Source organism: Streptomyces daliensis (assembly GCF_054782395.1).
This window is the reverse complement of record NZ_BAAGSO010000119.1, coordinates 114,713-128,810: the sequence shown is the minus strand read 5'-3', so window position 1 is coordinate 128,810 and position 14,098 is coordinate 114,713. Positions and strand designations below refer to the sequence as shown.

12 protein-coding genes and 2 pseudogenes are annotated in these 14,098 nt (G+C 73.2%); 5 read left to right on the top strand and 9 right to left on the bottom strand.

The genetic code is table 11. From position 1 onward, the window contains the following. Nucleotides 1–559: 559 nt before the first annotated feature. Nucleotides 560–1,498, bottom strand: coding sequence for an SGNH/GDSL hydrolase family protein (locus ACYVOO_RS34030; protein ID WP_461019575.1), 939 nt, complete (start codon nucleotides 1,496–1,498; stop codon nucleotides 560–562). A 318-nt stretch (nucleotides 1,499–1,816) separates the two neighbouring features. Between ACYVOO_RS34030 and ACYVOO_RS34025 the strand changes: the two genes are divergently transcribed. Both ACYVOO_RS34025 and ACYVOO_RS34020 read left to right on the top strand, forming a co-directional pair. Beyond that, nucleotides 1,817–2,311, top strand: coding sequence for a DUF3145 domain-containing protein (locus ACYVOO_RS34025; RefSeq protein ID WP_453350369.1), 495 nt, complete (start codon nucleotides 1,817–1,819; stop codon nucleotides 2,309–2,311). A 51-nt stretch (nucleotides 2,312–2,362) separates the two neighbouring features. Continuing rightward, nucleotides 2,363–3,316 (top strand): annotated as a pseudogene (locus ACYVOO_RS34020) (NAD(P)-dependent oxidoreductase); the annotation flags it as partial. A gap of 146 nt (nucleotides 3,317–3,462) precedes the next feature. Here ACYVOO_RS34020 and fabF read toward each other — a convergent pair. From fabF to ACYVOO_RS33995, 5 genes are all read right to left on the bottom strand, one after another. Next, nucleotides 3,463–4,725, bottom strand: coding sequence for a beta-ketoacyl-ACP synthase II (gene fabF, locus ACYVOO_RS34015; RefSeq protein ID WP_461019574.1), 1,263 nt, complete (start codon nucleotides 4,723–4,725; stop codon nucleotides 3,463–3,465). Between the two features lie 86 nt (nucleotides 4,726–4,811). Further along, complete coding sequence (locus tag ACYVOO_RS34010; RefSeq protein WP_453350372.1) at nucleotides 4,812–5,060, bottom strand: acyl carrier protein; 249 nt, start codon at nucleotides 5,058–5,060, stop codon at nucleotides 4,812–4,814. A 75-nt stretch (nucleotides 5,061–5,135) separates the two neighbouring features. Next, a complete protein-coding gene (locus tag ACYVOO_RS34005; RefSeq protein ID WP_461019573.1) occupies nucleotides 5,136–6,146 on the bottom strand; it encodes a beta-ketoacyl-ACP synthase 3 in 1,011 nt (336 codons plus the stop codon). 21 nt (nucleotides 6,147–6,167) lie between these two features. After that, nucleotides 6,168–7,100 (bottom strand): ACP S-malonyltransferase, encoded by a 933-nt coding sequence (locus ACYVOO_RS34000; RefSeq protein ID WP_461019572.1) that lies wholly within the window; start codon nucleotides 7,098–7,100, stop codon nucleotides 6,168–6,170. A 100-nt stretch (nucleotides 7,101–7,200) separates the two neighbouring features. Continuing rightward, entirely contained in the window at nucleotides 7,201–8,331 is a 1,131-nt protein-coding gene (locus ACYVOO_RS33995) for a PucR family transcriptional regulator (protein WP_453350383.1), read from the bottom strand. A gap of 180 nt (nucleotides 8,332–8,511) precedes the next feature. Here ACYVOO_RS33995 and ACYVOO_RS33990 point away from each other — a divergent pair, with 180 nt between their 5' ends. Beyond that, nucleotides 8,512–9,186: a pirin family protein gene (locus ACYVOO_RS33990; protein ID WP_461019571.1), complete on the top strand. Its 675-nt coding sequence runs from the start codon at nucleotides 8,512–8,514 to the stop codon at nucleotides 9,184–9,186. A gap of 167 nt (nucleotides 9,187–9,353) precedes the next feature. On the opposite strand, the gene ACYVOO_RS33985 is transcribed toward ACYVOO_RS33990, so the two are convergent. After that, on the bottom strand, nucleotides 9,354–10,166 hold the full coding sequence (locus ACYVOO_RS33985) for a serine hydrolase domain-containing protein (protein WP_461019570.1): 813 nt from the start codon (nucleotides 10,164–10,166) through the stop codon (nucleotides 9,354–9,356). 89 nt (nucleotides 10,167–10,255) lie between these two features. On the opposite strand from ACYVOO_RS33985, the gene ACYVOO_RS33980 reads away from it, so the two are divergent. Both ACYVOO_RS33980 and ACYVOO_RS33975 read left to right on the top strand, forming a co-directional pair. Beyond that, a complete protein-coding gene (locus tag ACYVOO_RS33980) occupies nucleotides 10,256–10,756 on the top strand; it encodes a MerR family transcriptional regulator (RefSeq protein WP_461019659.1) in 501 nt (166 codons plus the stop codon). Between the two features lie 56 nt (nucleotides 10,757–10,812). Next, nucleotides 10,813–11,070 (top strand): annotated as a pseudogene (locus tag ACYVOO_RS33975) (aldo/keto reductase); the annotation flags it as partial. A gap of 118 nt (nucleotides 11,071–11,188) precedes the next feature. Here ACYVOO_RS33975 and ACYVOO_RS33970 read toward each other — a convergent pair. Beyond that, nucleotides 11,189–12,499, bottom strand: a complete 1,311-nt coding sequence (locus tag ACYVOO_RS33970) for an acyltransferase family protein (protein WP_461019569.1) — start codon at nucleotides 12,497–12,499, stop codon at nucleotides 11,189–11,191. Further along, nucleotides 12,489–13,805, bottom strand: coding sequence for an alpha/beta hydrolase (locus ACYVOO_RS33965; RefSeq protein WP_461019568.1), 1,317 nt, complete (start codon nucleotides 13,803–13,805; stop codon nucleotides 12,489–12,491). The genes ACYVOO_RS33970 and ACYVOO_RS33965 overlap by 11 nt, the downstream gene beginning before the upstream one ends. Nucleotides 13,806–14,098 lie beyond the last annotated feature (293 nt).

The following is a 14,098-nucleotide window of genomic DNA, read 5'->3' as shown; positions in this document are numbered from 1 at the left end:
GCGTTCCGCATGGCGAGGGGGCACCTCCCAGCGGTAGCTGGGGGAGGGTGGGCACAACCCACCCACCGGCCCGCAGCACGCGGACGAAAGCCCAGGGGGCAATCGGGTAGGCGCACCCCTTCGCCGGGGGTGTTGCGCGGGACGGTTGGCCCGTGGAGTGGGGACCGGAGGTCCCGCGCTGGGGCCCCGGCCGACCCGGAGCCGGGCAGGGGGCCACCGGCGGGACGGGGACGGGGTGGGGTGTCCCCGCAGGTCGAGAAAGTCACCGGCCGAGAGACAAGGACGAGACCTTCACGCCGAGGAGACACCCCACCCCGGCACCGGACACCCACCACCCACGCACCCACAACCACGGCCGAAACCCAGAATCACGCGGCGCCAGCCGCGAAGCACCGCACCACACGCCGCGCCGAAGCCACACAGCCGCACCCGAAAAACGACGCACCGCCCAGCGCAGCACCCCGTGCAGCGGCACAAAAATCAGCGCGGGACCCTACAGTGCGCACCACACCGGCCAACCGTCCCGCGCAACACCCCCGTGAAGGGCCTACCCCCCGTTTCAGTCCGCGACAATCCGCCGGTAGGCCAGTTCGGCGAGCTTGCGCTGCCCCTGTTTGCTGGGATGGAACCAGTCCCAGTCGCTCAGCTCCGCCTCGGTGAAGCGGTACGAGAAGACCGCGCCCCCGTCATAGCGGCAGCGCAGATCCTCGGCGCACTCCTGCTCCAGTACGCGGTTGTACGCCACCACCCGTTCGTACACCTCCTGGCGCCGCTCCTCGGCCGCCTCGGTCACCGACTTCGCGTCCCGCAGCATCGACTGGCAGATCCCCAGCCGCCAGATCCGCTCGCCCATCGGGTTGGCCCGGCCCTCGGACCACAGCCGTTTGAGGTCCGGCACGCTGGCCACGTAGACCTGCGTCTTCGGGCTCTCCTTCCGCAGGGTGCGCATCGCCTCGCGGAAGCTCTCGCGGTAGTCGTCGACGGACGTCATGCGGGCCACCGTCGGCTGGCAGGCGTCGTTCGCGCCGCTCATCACCGTCACCATGTCGGGCTCGCGCCCGGCGGCGCGCTTCATCTGGCGCGGCAGGTCGGCCATGACGGAGCCGCTGCGCGCGTAGTTCCAGCTGTCGCCGGAGGGGTCGTCCAGCAGGCGGCCCGCCAGGCTGTCCACCCCGGTGTCCGAACCGGTGGCCCAGGAGACCCTGGTGCAGTCGGCGAGCAGCGAACAGGCGTCGAAGCCGCGTGTGATGGAGTCGCCGACGGCGGCGAGGGACTCGGGGTGCCGGTCCCAGACGGGGGTGGGGGAGGGCGAGGCGGACGGCGGCCTGCCGCCGGGGCCCTGCCGGGTCTCCTGGCCGCCGCCGTCCCCGGTGCCCCCGAAGGCGGCGAGCGCGATCCCTCCGGCCAGCACGGCGGCGAAGGCGCCGAGTGCGGCGGCCCGCACGCGACGGCGGCGGCCCGCCTCTATACCCGTGCCGACCGGATGGCTGTCCCGCATGCGCGTCCCCGTCTCTCCCTGTCCGACCGGCTCCCCGGCGTCCATCCGACGGTACGTCACTCGCGGTGCGGTCCCGCAGGGTAGTTTTGCCCCGTGGCTTGTGGGGTGAGGGAGCGCACAGCGACAACTAAATATTACATCGCGTCACTTCATGTCCCTTTCGGGGAGAATTGATCGCAATGGTGTTTACTATTCGTAACCTCGGGCGCTGGTAGGGAGTGGCCGATGGTGCAGAATGTCAGGCGCCGATCCGGCGCGTGACCAGCAGGTCATCGAGGCCGTCGGCGAGGCGGCCCTCGAACCGCACTGGAGGTCCCGGTGACGACACGTGGAGTTCTGTACGTGCACTCCGCGCCCCGCGCGCTGTGCCCGCACGTCGAATGGGCCGTGGCGGGTGTCCTCGGCGCCCGGGTCAATCTCGACTGGATCAGACAGCCCGCCTCACCCGGCACCTGGCGCGCCGAATTCTCCTGGCAGGGCGACCCTGGCACCGCCTCCAAGCTGGCCTCGGCGCTGCGCGGCTGGCACCTCCTGCGCTTCGAAGTCACCGCGGAGCCCTGCCCCACGGCCGAGGGCGAGCGCTACAGCTCCACGCCCGAGCTGGGCATCTTCCACGCCGTCACCGGCATGCACGGAGACATCCTCATCCCCGAGGACAGACTGCGTGCGGCGCTGGCCCGCTCCAAGCGCGGAGAGGGCGATCTGGAGGCCGAGCTGTCCCGGCTGCTCGGCAAGCCCTGGGACGACGAGCTGGAGCCCTTCCGCTACGCCGGTGAGGGCGCCCCTGTCCGCTGGCTGCACCAGGTGGTCTGACCGCGCGCCCGCCGGGCGCCCGCCGGGCATCCGGGCCGGGCCCGCGCCCGTGCACCCGGTACGGCCCAACGCGCGGCGCCGCACCCACACCGCGCGCGTGTCAGGGCATACCGTGCACGCATGGCTGACCGAACCTCAGTAGCAGTGCTGGGCACAGGAATCATGGGGGCCGCGATGGCCCGCAACCTCTGCCGTGCCGGACTCGACGTCCGCGCCTGGAACCGCACCCGCGCCAAGGCCCAGCCCCTGGCCGACGACGGAGTACGCGTCACCGACACCCCGGCGGAGGCGGTGGAAGGCGCCGACGTGGTGCTCACCATGCTCTACGACGGGCCCGCCACCCTGGAGACCATGCGCGCCGCCGAGCCGGGGCTGGGCCGCGACACGGTGTGGCTCCAGTGCACGACGGCGGGCACCGAAGGGCTGCCGCCGCTGGCGGAGTTCGCCGTCGAGCGGGGGCTCACCTTCGTGGACGCGCCCGTGCTGGGCACCCGGCAGCCCGCGGAGACGGGGCAGCTCCTGGTCCTCGCGGCCGGTCCCGAGCGGGCGCGGGCACGGCTGGACCCGGTGCTGGACGCGATCGCCGCGCGCACGGTCTGGGTGGCGGGGGAGCCGGGTGCCGCGACCCGGCTCAAGCTGGTCTGCAACAGCTGGGTGCTGACCGTCACCCACGGCACGGCCGAGGCGCTGGCGCTGGCCGACGGGCTCGGGGTCGATCCGCAGAGCTTCCTGGAGGCCGTCGCGGGCGGCCCGCTGGACATGGGCTACCTCCAGCTCAAGGCCGCCGCCATCCGCTCCCGCGACTTCACCCCCAGCTTCGCCGTGGAGACGGCCGAGAAGGACGCGCGGCTCATCGTCGAGGCCGGAGGGGACGTCGGCGTCAGGCTGGACGTCATGGAGGCGGGCGCCGAGCGCTTCCGCCGCGCCGCCGAACAGGGCCACGGCGACGCGGACATGGCCGCCTCCTACTACGCGAGTTTCGCGGACGGCCGTCCCCCGAAGTGAGCCCCCGAGCATGGGTAAGGGGCGGCCTCCAAGGAGACCGCCCCTTACCCGTACGGCGCGGGCGCCGGGCACGCCGGTGCTGTCCGGCGGGCCCGGCTACCGGCTCACACCCTCACCGCTCGGATGCTGCTCAGCTGCTCAGCAGCTCAGACCGAGCGGAAGGCCAGGACGACGTTGTGGCCGCCGAAGCCGAAGGAGTTGTTCAGCGCCGCGATCCTGCCCTCGGGCAGGGACCGCGCCTCGCCCGTCACCACGTCGGCGTCCGCCTCCGGGTCCAGGTTCCGGACGTTGATCGTCGGCGGGGCCACGCGGTCGCGCAGCGCCAGGATCGAGGCCACCGTCTCGACACCGCCGGCGCCGCCGAGCAGATGCCCGGTCATCGACTTGGTGCCGGAGACCGCCATGTGGTCGACGTCGTCGCCGAAGACCTTGCGCAGCGCCTTCAGCTCGGCGATGTCACCCTGCGGCGTCGAGGTGGCGTGCGCGTTGATGTGCACGATCTCCGAGGGCTTGAGATCGTTGCGCTCCACCAGGTTCTGGAGGGCCAGCGCGATGCCGTTGCCGCTGGGCTCCGGCTGCGTGATGTGGTGGCTGTCCGCCGAGATGCCCTGGCCGACGGCCTCCGCGTAGATCTTCGCGCCGCGCCGCTTGGCGTGCTCCTCGGACTCCAGCACGATCACGCCCGCGCCCTCGCCGAGGACGAAGCCGTTGCGGTCGACGTCGTACGGGCGGGAGGCGCCCTGCGGGTCGTCGTTGTTCTTGGACATCGCCATCATGTTGCCGAAGGCGGCGATGGGCAGCGGGTGGATGGCCGCTTCCGTGCCGCCCGCGATGACGATGTCGGCCCGGCCGGTACGGATCATCTCGACCGCGTAGCCGATGGCCTCGGAGCCGGAGGCGCAGGCGCTGACCGGTGTGTGCACACCGGCGCGCGCGTTGACCTCCAGACCGACGTTGGCGCTGGGGCTGTTGGGCATCAGCATCGGCACGGTGTGCGGGGAGACGCGGCGTACGCCCTTCTCCTTGAGCACGTCGTACTGGTCGAGCAGCGTGGTCACGCCGCCGATGCCCGACGCGATGACCGAGCCGAGGCGGTCGGGGGACACCGTGGCGTCCTCGCCCGCCTTGGCCGTGAAGCCCGCGTCCGCCCACGCCTCGCGGGCGGCGATCAGCGCGAACTGGGCCGAGCGGTCGAGCTTGCGTGCCTGCGGCCTCGGGATGATCTCACCGGGGTCCACCGCCGCCTCGGCGGCGATGCGGACCGGCAGCTCGGCCGCCCATTCCTGTTCGAGAAGGCGTACACCGGAGCGCCCGGCGACGAGACCTTCCCAGGTCGATGCGCTGTCGCCACCCAGCGGTGTGGTTGCGCCGATACCGGTGACGACCACGGTGTGATGGGTCGCGTTCACTGGATTCCTGTCTCCACTGGTAGAGGGTGAGCATTTGAGCCACCTCGGAGGCGGGTGGCGACAAACGCGTCGTCGGACGGGACCGGTCAGTCCTGGTGCTTGAGGATGTACTCGGTCGCGTCGCCGACGGTCTTGAGGTTCTTGACGTCGTCGTCCGGGATCTTCACGCCGAAGCGCTCCTCGGCGGCGACAACGACCTCGACCATGGACAGCGAGTCGACGTCCAGGTCGTCGGTGAAGGACTTCTCGGTCTTCACGTCCTCGGTGGGGATACCGGCGATCTCGTTCACGATCTCAGCGAGACCGGCGACGATCTCTTCCTGCGTGGCGGCCATTGCGGCGCTCCTTCGGTGTGTTGCGGTGGGTGTCTGGGCGTCCGTACGCCTTTGTACGGACTGCGGGGATCTTGACTAAGGGAGGGTAACGACCGTAGCCGCGTACACGAGACCCGCCCCGAATCCGATGACGAGCGCGGTGTCGCCGCTCTTCGCCTGCCCGGTCGCCAGCAGCCGCTCCATGGCGAGCGGGATGGAGGCGGCCGAGGTGTTGCCGGTGGTCTCCACGTCACGGGCGACCATGACGTGCTCCGGCAGCTTGAGAGTCTTCACCATCGAGTCGATGATCCGCATGTTGGCCTGGTGCGGGATGAAGACGTCCAGGTCCGCCGGCGAGATCCCGGCGGCGTCCAGGGCCTCCTGCGCCACCTTCGCCATCTCGAAGACCGCCCAGCGGAAGACCGTCTGGCCCTCCTGCCGGATGGCAGGGAACTTCTCGACGGAGGCCGGGTCCTGGCGGTACGCCTCCCAGGACACGGTCTGGCTGATGACGTCGGACTTGTCGCCCTCGGAGCCCCACACGGTGGGGCCCATGGCGGGCTCCGCAGAGGGGCCGACGATGACCGCGCCCGCGCCGTCCCCGAACAGGAACGCGGTGGAGCGGTCGGTCAGGTCGGTGAGGTCGGACAGCCGCTCGGCGCCGACCACGAGGACGTACTCGGCGCTGCCCTCGGTGATCAGGCCCTTCGCGATGGTCAGGCCGTAGCCGAAGCCGGCGCAGCCCGCGTTGATGTCGAACGCGGCGGCCTTGCCCGCGCCCATCCGGTCGGCGATCTCCGTCGCGACGGCGGGCGTCTGCTTGAAGTGCGAGACGGTCGAGACGATGACCGCGCCCACCTGGTCGGGCGAGATCCCGGCGTCGGCGACGGCCTTGCCCGCCGCCTCCAGGGTCATCTCCGCCACGGTCTCGTCGGGGCCTGCCCAGTGGCGGGTCGCGATGCCGGAGCGGGAGCGGATCCACTCGTCGGACGAGTCGATGTGCTTCAGGATCTCCTCGTTCGGCACGACACGGGTCGGGCGGTAGCCGCCGACACCGAGGACGCGCGCGTACGGGGAGCCCTTCGCTGGCTTGATCTTCGCGGTCATGCTCTCCGGGCTCCTAGGGGCTCAGGCGGTCGGCGCGTGCTCGGCGATGAGCGCGCGGGCCGCTTCGAGGTCGTCGGGGGACTTCAGCGCGAGGGTCTGCACGCCGGGCAGGCCGCGCTTGGCGAGCCCGGTGAGGGTGCCGCCGGGGCAGACCTCGATGAGGGCGGTGACGCCCAGTTCCTTGAAGGTCTCCATGCACAGGTCCCACCGCACGGAGGCGGAGATCTGGTTGACCAGCCGCCGCACGACCTCGTCACCCGAGCCGACGGCCTGGCCGTCGAGGTTGGAGACGTAGCGCACGGCCGGATCGGAGGCGGTCACGTCCTGGACCGCGGACTCCAGGGTGGCGACCGCGGGTGCCATGTGACGGGTGTGGAAGGCGCCCGCCACCTTCAGCGGGATGACGCGGGCCTTCTCGGGCTTGTCCTCCGCGAGGGCCGCCAGCTCCGCCGCGGTGCCGGCGGCGACGATCTGGCCGCCGCCGTTCACGTTGGCCGCGGTGAGGCCGAGCTTCTCCAGGTGCGCGGTGACCTGCTCGGGGTCCCCGCCGAGCACGGCGGACATCCCGGTCTCGGTCACGGCGGCGGCCTCGGCCATGGCCCGGCCGCGCGTGCGGACGAGCGACATCGCGTCGCCGGGGGACAGCACACCGGCGATCGCGGCGGCGGCCAGCTCACCGACGCTGTGCCCCGCCGTGGCGCCCAGCACCCGCGCGGGGTCCCGGCCGTCCAGCAGGACCTCGGTCGAGATCAGGCTGGAGGCGACGAGCAGCGGCTGGGCCACGGCCGTGTCGCGGATCGCGTCCGCGTCGGCCTCGGTGCCGTAGTGCACCAGGTCCAGGTCGATGGCGGCCGACCACTCCGCGAGCCGGTCACCGACACCGGGGAGGTCGAGCCAGGGGTTCAGGAGGCCAGGCTTCTGAGCGCCTTGGCCGGGAGCGACGAGTACGAGCACTCTTTCACTCTCTCTTGTGGACAGCGGTCCCCGCCCGTGGGGACCGATACGAAGAACCGTCAGGGGAATTGTGAACCCTCGACAAAGGGCGCGTCCGAGCCTAGGGCTGGCTCTCGAAGTCCGCGAGACGCCCCAGGATCAGCGCGATACGCAGCGTGAAGGCGGACCGGACGTCCGAGGGCGACCAGCCGGTGACATCCGTCACACGTCGCAGCCGGTAGCGGACGGTGTTGGGGTGCACGAACAGCATCCGGGCAGCGCCCTCCAGGCTGCTCGCCTGCTCCAGGTAGACGCTCAGCGTCTCCAGCAGCGCCGAGCCCGCCTCCTCCAGTGGTCTGTAGATCTCCTCCACCAAGAGGTCCCGCGCGGCCGGGTCGCCCGCCATCGCGCGCTCCGGCAGCAGATCGTCGGCGAGTACGGGCCGGGGCGCGTCGGGCCAGGCGGCCGAGGCCCGCAGCCCCGCCGCTGCGGCCTGCGCCGAGCGCGTCGCCGACAGCAGGTCGCCGACCACGGGCCCCGCCACGACGGGACCCGGCGCGAACGGCCCGATCAGGGACTTCGCGGAGCGCAGCGGATCGTCGGAGCCGCCCGCGATGACCACCAGCCGGTTCCCGAGCACCCCCGTGAGGACCTGGAGCTTGGCGTGCCGGGCCGCGCGCCTGATGGCCTCGACGGTCAGCTCGCTGTCCCCGTCGGGCGCGGTGCCCAGGACCACCGCCACGTGCTCGGGCGAGTTCCAGCCGAGCGCGGCGGCCCGGGAGACGGCGCCCTCGTCGGCCTCGCCCGAGAGCACGGCGTTGACCACCAGGGACTCAAGACGCGCGTCCCAGGCGCCCCGGGCCTCGGCGGCCTGCGCGTACACCTGCGCGGTGGCGAAGGCGATCTCCCGCGCGTAGACGAGCAGCGCCTCGCGCAGCACCGACTCGTCGCCGGGGGCCGCGACCTCGTCGATCTCGGCCTCGACGACCTCGATGGTGGTGCGCACCATCTCCACGGTCTGCCGCAGCGTGATCGCCCGCGTCAGCTCGCGCGGCGCCGTGCCGAACACGTCGGTGCTGATGGCCTGCGGCGTCTCCGGGTGCCGGAACCACTCGGTGAAGGCCGCGATGCCCGCCTGCGCGACGAGCCCGATCCAGGAGCGGTTCTCCGGGGGCATCGCGCGGTACCACGGCAACTGCTCGTCCATGCGCGCGATGGCCGAAGCGGCGAGCTTCCCGGAGGACTGCTCCAGCCTCCGGAGCGTGGCCGTGTGCGGGTGCTCCGGCGTTTCCTGCCGCCGCTTTCGCGGGTCCGGCTGCGGGCTGGGGGAGGGCTCTGTGGGTTCGGGCACGTGACAAGCCTGCCTTATCGGATGGCGTAAGCGGGTGCGGGGGCCGTCTCCGGACAACCTGGGCGGATTACCTTGGTGCCCATGCTTCAGGTGTGGCGGGCTGACGACCGGTATCGGGGCGGCGAAGCGGACGCCGGGATCGATACCCGGCACGCGTTCTCCTTCTCGGGCTTCTACGACCCGGACAACGTGAACTTCGGCCTCCTCGTGGCCTGCAACGAGGAACGGCTCGCGCCAGGCGCGGGCTTCGAGGAGCATCCGCACCGCGACGTCGAGATCGTCACGTGGGTGGCCGAGGGCGAGCTGGAGCACCGCGACTCGGCGGGCCACACCTCCCTCGTGCGGGCCGGTGACGTGCAGCGGCTCAGCGCGGGCAGCGGGGTGCGCCATGTGGAGCGCAACGCGGGCGAGGGGCCGCTGCGCTTCGTACAGATGTGGCTCGTCCCCGGGGCCTTCGGCACGGAGCCCGAGTACGAGGTCGTCCACGGCATCGCCGACAACACCCCCTTCGCGCTGCCCCGTACGGAGGCGGTGCTGCATGTGCGGCGGCTCGCCGAGGGGGAGCGCACGGCGGTGCCGGACGCGCAGTGGGTGTACGCGCACGTGGTGCGGGGGCGCGTGGTGCTCGACGGGCACGAGCTGGCCGGGGGCGATGCGGCGCGGGTCACGGAGGCGGCGGAGCTGGAGGCGGCGGCGCTGGGCGGCCCGGCGGAGCTGCTGCTGTGGGAGATGCACGCGGAGCCCTCGTACGGCTGAGGGGGCGGCGGCTCGGAGGGCGGGCGGTTCACGGGGCGGGCGGTTCACGGGGCGGGCGGTTCACGGGGCGGCACCGTCCACAGGCCGCCCCGTCAGCCGGGCCGGGCCCGGGGTTCCGCGTCCAGTGGCCCCGCGTCGGCGGATTCCGGGCGCGGGCGCCCCGCGTCTCAGCGCAGCTCCGCCAGCACCGCGTCCGTGAGGGGCGGCCACACCTCCGTCGCCCACGGGCCGAAGGCGCGGTCCGTGAGGGCCACGCACGCGGCGCCCGCGTCCGGGTCCACCCACAGGAACGTGCCCGACTGGCCGAAGTGCCCGAAGGTGCGCGGCGAGGACGCGGCGCCCGTCCAGTGCGGCGACTTGCCGTCGCGGATCTCGAAGCCCAGGCCCCAGTCGTTGGGCGACTGGTTCCCGTAGCCGGGCAGCACGCCCTTCAGGCCGGGGAAGACGACGGAGGTCGCCTCGTCCAGCGTCGTACGGGCCACGAGGCGCGGTGCCTGGAGTTCGGCGGCGAACCGCGTCAGGTCCCCGACCGTCGAGACGGCGTCCTTCGCGGGCGAGCCGGGCAGGTCCGTCGCGGTCATGCCGAGCGGCTCGAAGACCGCCTCGCGCACGTACTGCGGGAAGGGGATCTCGGTGGCCTTGGCGAGGTGGTCGCCGAGCGCCTCGAAGCCCGCGTTGGAGTAGATGCGGCGGGTGCCGGGCGCGGCCATGGGCCGGTCCTCGTCGAACGCGAGGCCCGAGGTGTGGGCGAGCAGGTGGCGGACGGTCGAGCCCTCGGGGCCTGCGGGCTCGTCCAGCTCGACGGCGCCCTCCTCGACGGCGACGAGCACGGCGTAGGCGGCGAGCGGTTTGGTGACGGAGGCGAGGTCGAAGCGCCGCCCGGCCGGTCCCTGCGTCCCCGCGACGGTGCCGTCCGCGCGTACGACGGCCGCCGCCGCGTTGTCCACGGGCCAGTTCTCGATCATCCGCAGGCTGTCCATGGCCCCGAGCCTAACCCCGGGAGAATTGGCCCCGGTTTTGCGCTTGCTTGGAGTGCGCTCGAAGTCCGTAGCGTTCACTTGTGACCGTGATGGAGACGAAGACGGCAGCGCAGACGGCGACGGCGACGGAGACGGCGGGCGGGACCCCGCTGCCGGACGTGTGCGCGAAGCGGGAGACTCCGCCCCGGAGGCCCGAAGGGCAGGACCGCTACACCATCAGCGAGGTCGCGGCGCGCACGGGCCTGAGCGCCCACACGCTGCGCTGGTACGAGCGGATCGGGCTGATGCCGCACGTGGACAGGTCGCACACGGGGCAGCGCCGGTTCACCAACAAGGACCTCGACTGGCTCGAACTGGTCGGCAAGCTGCGCCTGACGGGCATGCCCGTGGCCGACATGGTGCGCTACGCCGAGCTGGTGCGGGAGGGCGAGCGGACGTTCGCCGAGCGGGAGCGGCTGCTGGTGCGTACGCGGGTGGACGTGCGGGAGCGGATCGCCGAACTCCAGGAGACCCTGGCGGTCCTCGACCACAAGATCGGCGTCTACGCGGAAGCGCGCGAGGCGAAGGAGCGGGCCCAGCACCCCGTATGAGCCGTATGAGCGCGAACACCGGGAAGACCGCGCCGACACGGCTCGGCGAGGGCGGCCCGGCGCACGGGGCGGCACCGGGGCAGATCGCGTCGGCCAGGGTGCGGCGGCGGGCGGCGCTGCGCGGCCTGCCGGTGATCCCCGTCCCGGGCACGCGCAAGCGCTCGCGGGTCGAGGAGAACGTCGAGGAGAACACGGCCGCCACCCGCATCGTGCTCACCGAGGACGACGAGCCAGTGCTGCTGGAGCCGATCGCCGCACGGGTCGCGGGACCGCGCTATGCGGAGATGAGCTTCAGCTCCGCGGGCCGGGAGTAGCGTCGCGGGGCGGGACGGACCGGCGGGGCGCACGCCCAAGCGCCCCCACCCCGCCTCCCCGCGCGGTGCGGGACCTGGCGCGGTGCGGTGCAGGGCCGCTCCGGACCGCTTCGGGTGCTCACACGACCGCGAAGGCGTAGAGCGCGAAGGCCGCCGCGAGCAGCGCGGCCACGGCCTTCCGCGCGCCCGTGACGCCCTTCCAGGGCGCCTCGAAGCGCCGGGTGACGCTGCCGATCGCCACCAGCGCCAGGGCGAAGACCGGCATCCAGGCCAGCCGCGCCAGCACCCAGCCCAGCGAGTCCGGCACGGTCGTCAGCCCCGCGAAGGTGCCGGCGAAGGCACTGGGCACGGCCGCGGCCAGCATCGCCGACTGGTGCCAGCAGAAGATCGTCATCGCCGAGAGGTTGATCAGCACCACCGGCGCCCACAGCGCCGGCCGACGCAGCAGCGCCCCCAGGCGGTCGCGCAGCAGGACAGCGGCACCGCACTGCACACCGGCGAGCGCCAGCACCAGCAGGGACGGCGGGTGCGAGTTCGTACGGGCCTCACCGGGGACGCCGACCATCGACGCCGGGTAGTGAAAGACGAGCAGCAGCACCGCGAACAGCGCGGCCCCGCCGCCCAGGAGCAGGACGCCGCCGCGCCGGGCGAGTCTGCCCTCGCCCCAGGAGACGCCGAGCTGGTACGCGAACAGCCAGCCAGGCAGCAGGTTGACCATGCCCACCCAGGAGGGCACGGCCTCGGCCCAGGGCCCGTAGCGCAGCACGTCCACGACGGCGACGGCGGCCAGCAGCGGCGCCGCTGCCCAGGCGCCCAGGCGCTCGGTGGCGCGCACGCAGTACGGGGTCAGCGCGGTGACGCCCGCGTACACGCCGACGAACCACAGCGGCTGCACCACCAGCACAGCGGCCGTGCGCAGCGTGCCGCCCGGCACCCCGGCCGCCCACAGCAGCGGCAGCAGCGCCGCCCACACGGCCGTCACCCCGAGCACGGGGCGGCCGAGCCGCAGCAGCCGGGCGCGCAGCCAGGCGCCCGTGGTCTCGCCGCGCGCCGTTGAGCGGCGCAGTGAGAGGACCGAGGAGTAGCCGCCGACCAGGAAGAAGATCCCGAGGAGCTGGAGCACCCAGCTCAGCGGTGCGAAGAAGCCGAGGGAGGCGAGGGGACTGGCGTTGTGCAGCGCGCCGTCGCCGTCGCGCGTGAAGCCGCCCAGCAGCCAGTGCCCCGTCGGCACGGCGAGCAGCGCGAGGGCACGCAGCCCGTCGATAGCGCGGTCGCGGTGCGCGGGGGTGCGGGCCTCTATGGAGCGCACGGCACCGCGTACGGAGTCGCGTAGACCGCGCGGGGGTCTGACGGGAACGGGGACGGGGATGGGAGTGGGGGCTGGAGCAGGGGTAGAGGCGGGGGCGGGAAGGCGCAGGTCAGATGCCATGGGTGCACTCCTTCGACGAGCAGTGGACGTCGCCCCAGGCACCGAGCGTGATGGCGGCGAAGTTGGTGAGTGAGCGGGTGCCGGGGACGAGGTAGCCCGCGTGGCCCTCGGCGCTCCCCGCGCTGACGACACGGGCGCCGAACTCCGGCGAGGTGGGGTCGCTGCCGTGGCCCAGGCCCAGGAACTCGACGTTCGGCACGCGGCCGATCCAGTCCCCCCGGTCGCGCGCCGCCCACACGGGCACGGACGTGCCCAGCGCTTCGACGGACCCCGTGCGCATGCCGGGCGAGCCGAACACCACGAGCCCGGCGGCCTCCTGCCGCGTCAGGCCCGTGGGACCCTTCCGGCCCTTCTGGCCCTTCTGGTCCATCCCGCCCGTCGAACCGTCCCCGTCGCGGGCCGCCTCGCCGCAGACGACCGAGCCGTAGCTGTGGCAGAGCACGGTCGGCGCCGGTGCCCCCGTCGTGGCCAGCCCGCGCAGGAAGCGCGCCAGCCGGGGCGCGCCCGCTTCGGCGAGCCGGGAGGTGGCCGCGTCGGGGCCGATCCCGACGGGCGTGGTGTAGCCGACCCAGGCGATCACCGCGGTCGGCGTGCCGGGCGACTGCCGCGCCATCCGGTCCCGGAGGGAGCGCGCCATTCCGGCGGGCTTCCCGTAGCGGTTCTCGCCGCCCCTGTCGAAGGTCGCGAGGTCGATGTCGGAGCCGGGGACGACGACGGCGGTGTGCCGCGCGGACGCCAGATCGCCGTACACCTCGGCCACTTGGCCCCTGCCGCGCGGGTCGAAGGCGAGGATCTGCCGCCCCGGCGCCAGGAGTTCCGCGTAGCGGTCGGCCTCGGCACGGGCCCGCTGGTGGTCCTGGAGGGTGAGCCCGGGGTCGGTGGCGCGCGCCTTCGCGCCCTCCCACGTGCTCTTGAGAGCCTGCCGGTTGGCCTCGTAGCGCAGCGCCACCGGGGCGCCGTCCAGGTTGCCGACGGTGAGGGGGTGGCGTCGGACGAGCGCTTCGCGCCGCGCGGGGCCGAGGCCCGCGAAGAAGTCCGCGACCTCGTCTGCGGGCGCGGTGGCCGGGTCGGGCAGCGGGCGGCCCAGCGAGGTGTCGGCGCGCCAGGCGTCGGCGCCGGGCGGTGGCCCCGTGACGGCGGTCTCCTCCGAGCCGACGGCCCAGCCAGCGGTTCCCCCGACCGCGGCCGTGACCAGCGCGACGGCGATGAGCGTGCGCCTCAGCCGCTGCCCCGGCCGTCGCTGCGGCCCTTGCCGCGGCCGTCGCTGTGCGCTGTGTTTTGCGTTGCGGTTCGCACTGCGCTTCATGACGGTTCTCCCTCCTGCGGCTGCCGGAGGGCCCGGCCGCCTGCCGGAGAGGAGATTGCGGGTGCGACGTGCCCCGGCACGTCACACCGGGGAGCCAACTCGTGGGGGATACCGGGGTACGGGGTGGCGCGCGCCGCCCTCCTCGGGGAGGAGCGGTGGGCCCGAGGCCGGGAAGGGGGTTAACCCCCGCCTCGTCGCAAAGGGCGCAGGAGCGCGCAGGGCGAAAGAGAGCGCAAGGGGGCGGCCCGGCCGGTCGGCGCCGAAGCCGGTCGGCCCCGGCCCTGGAGCCGACC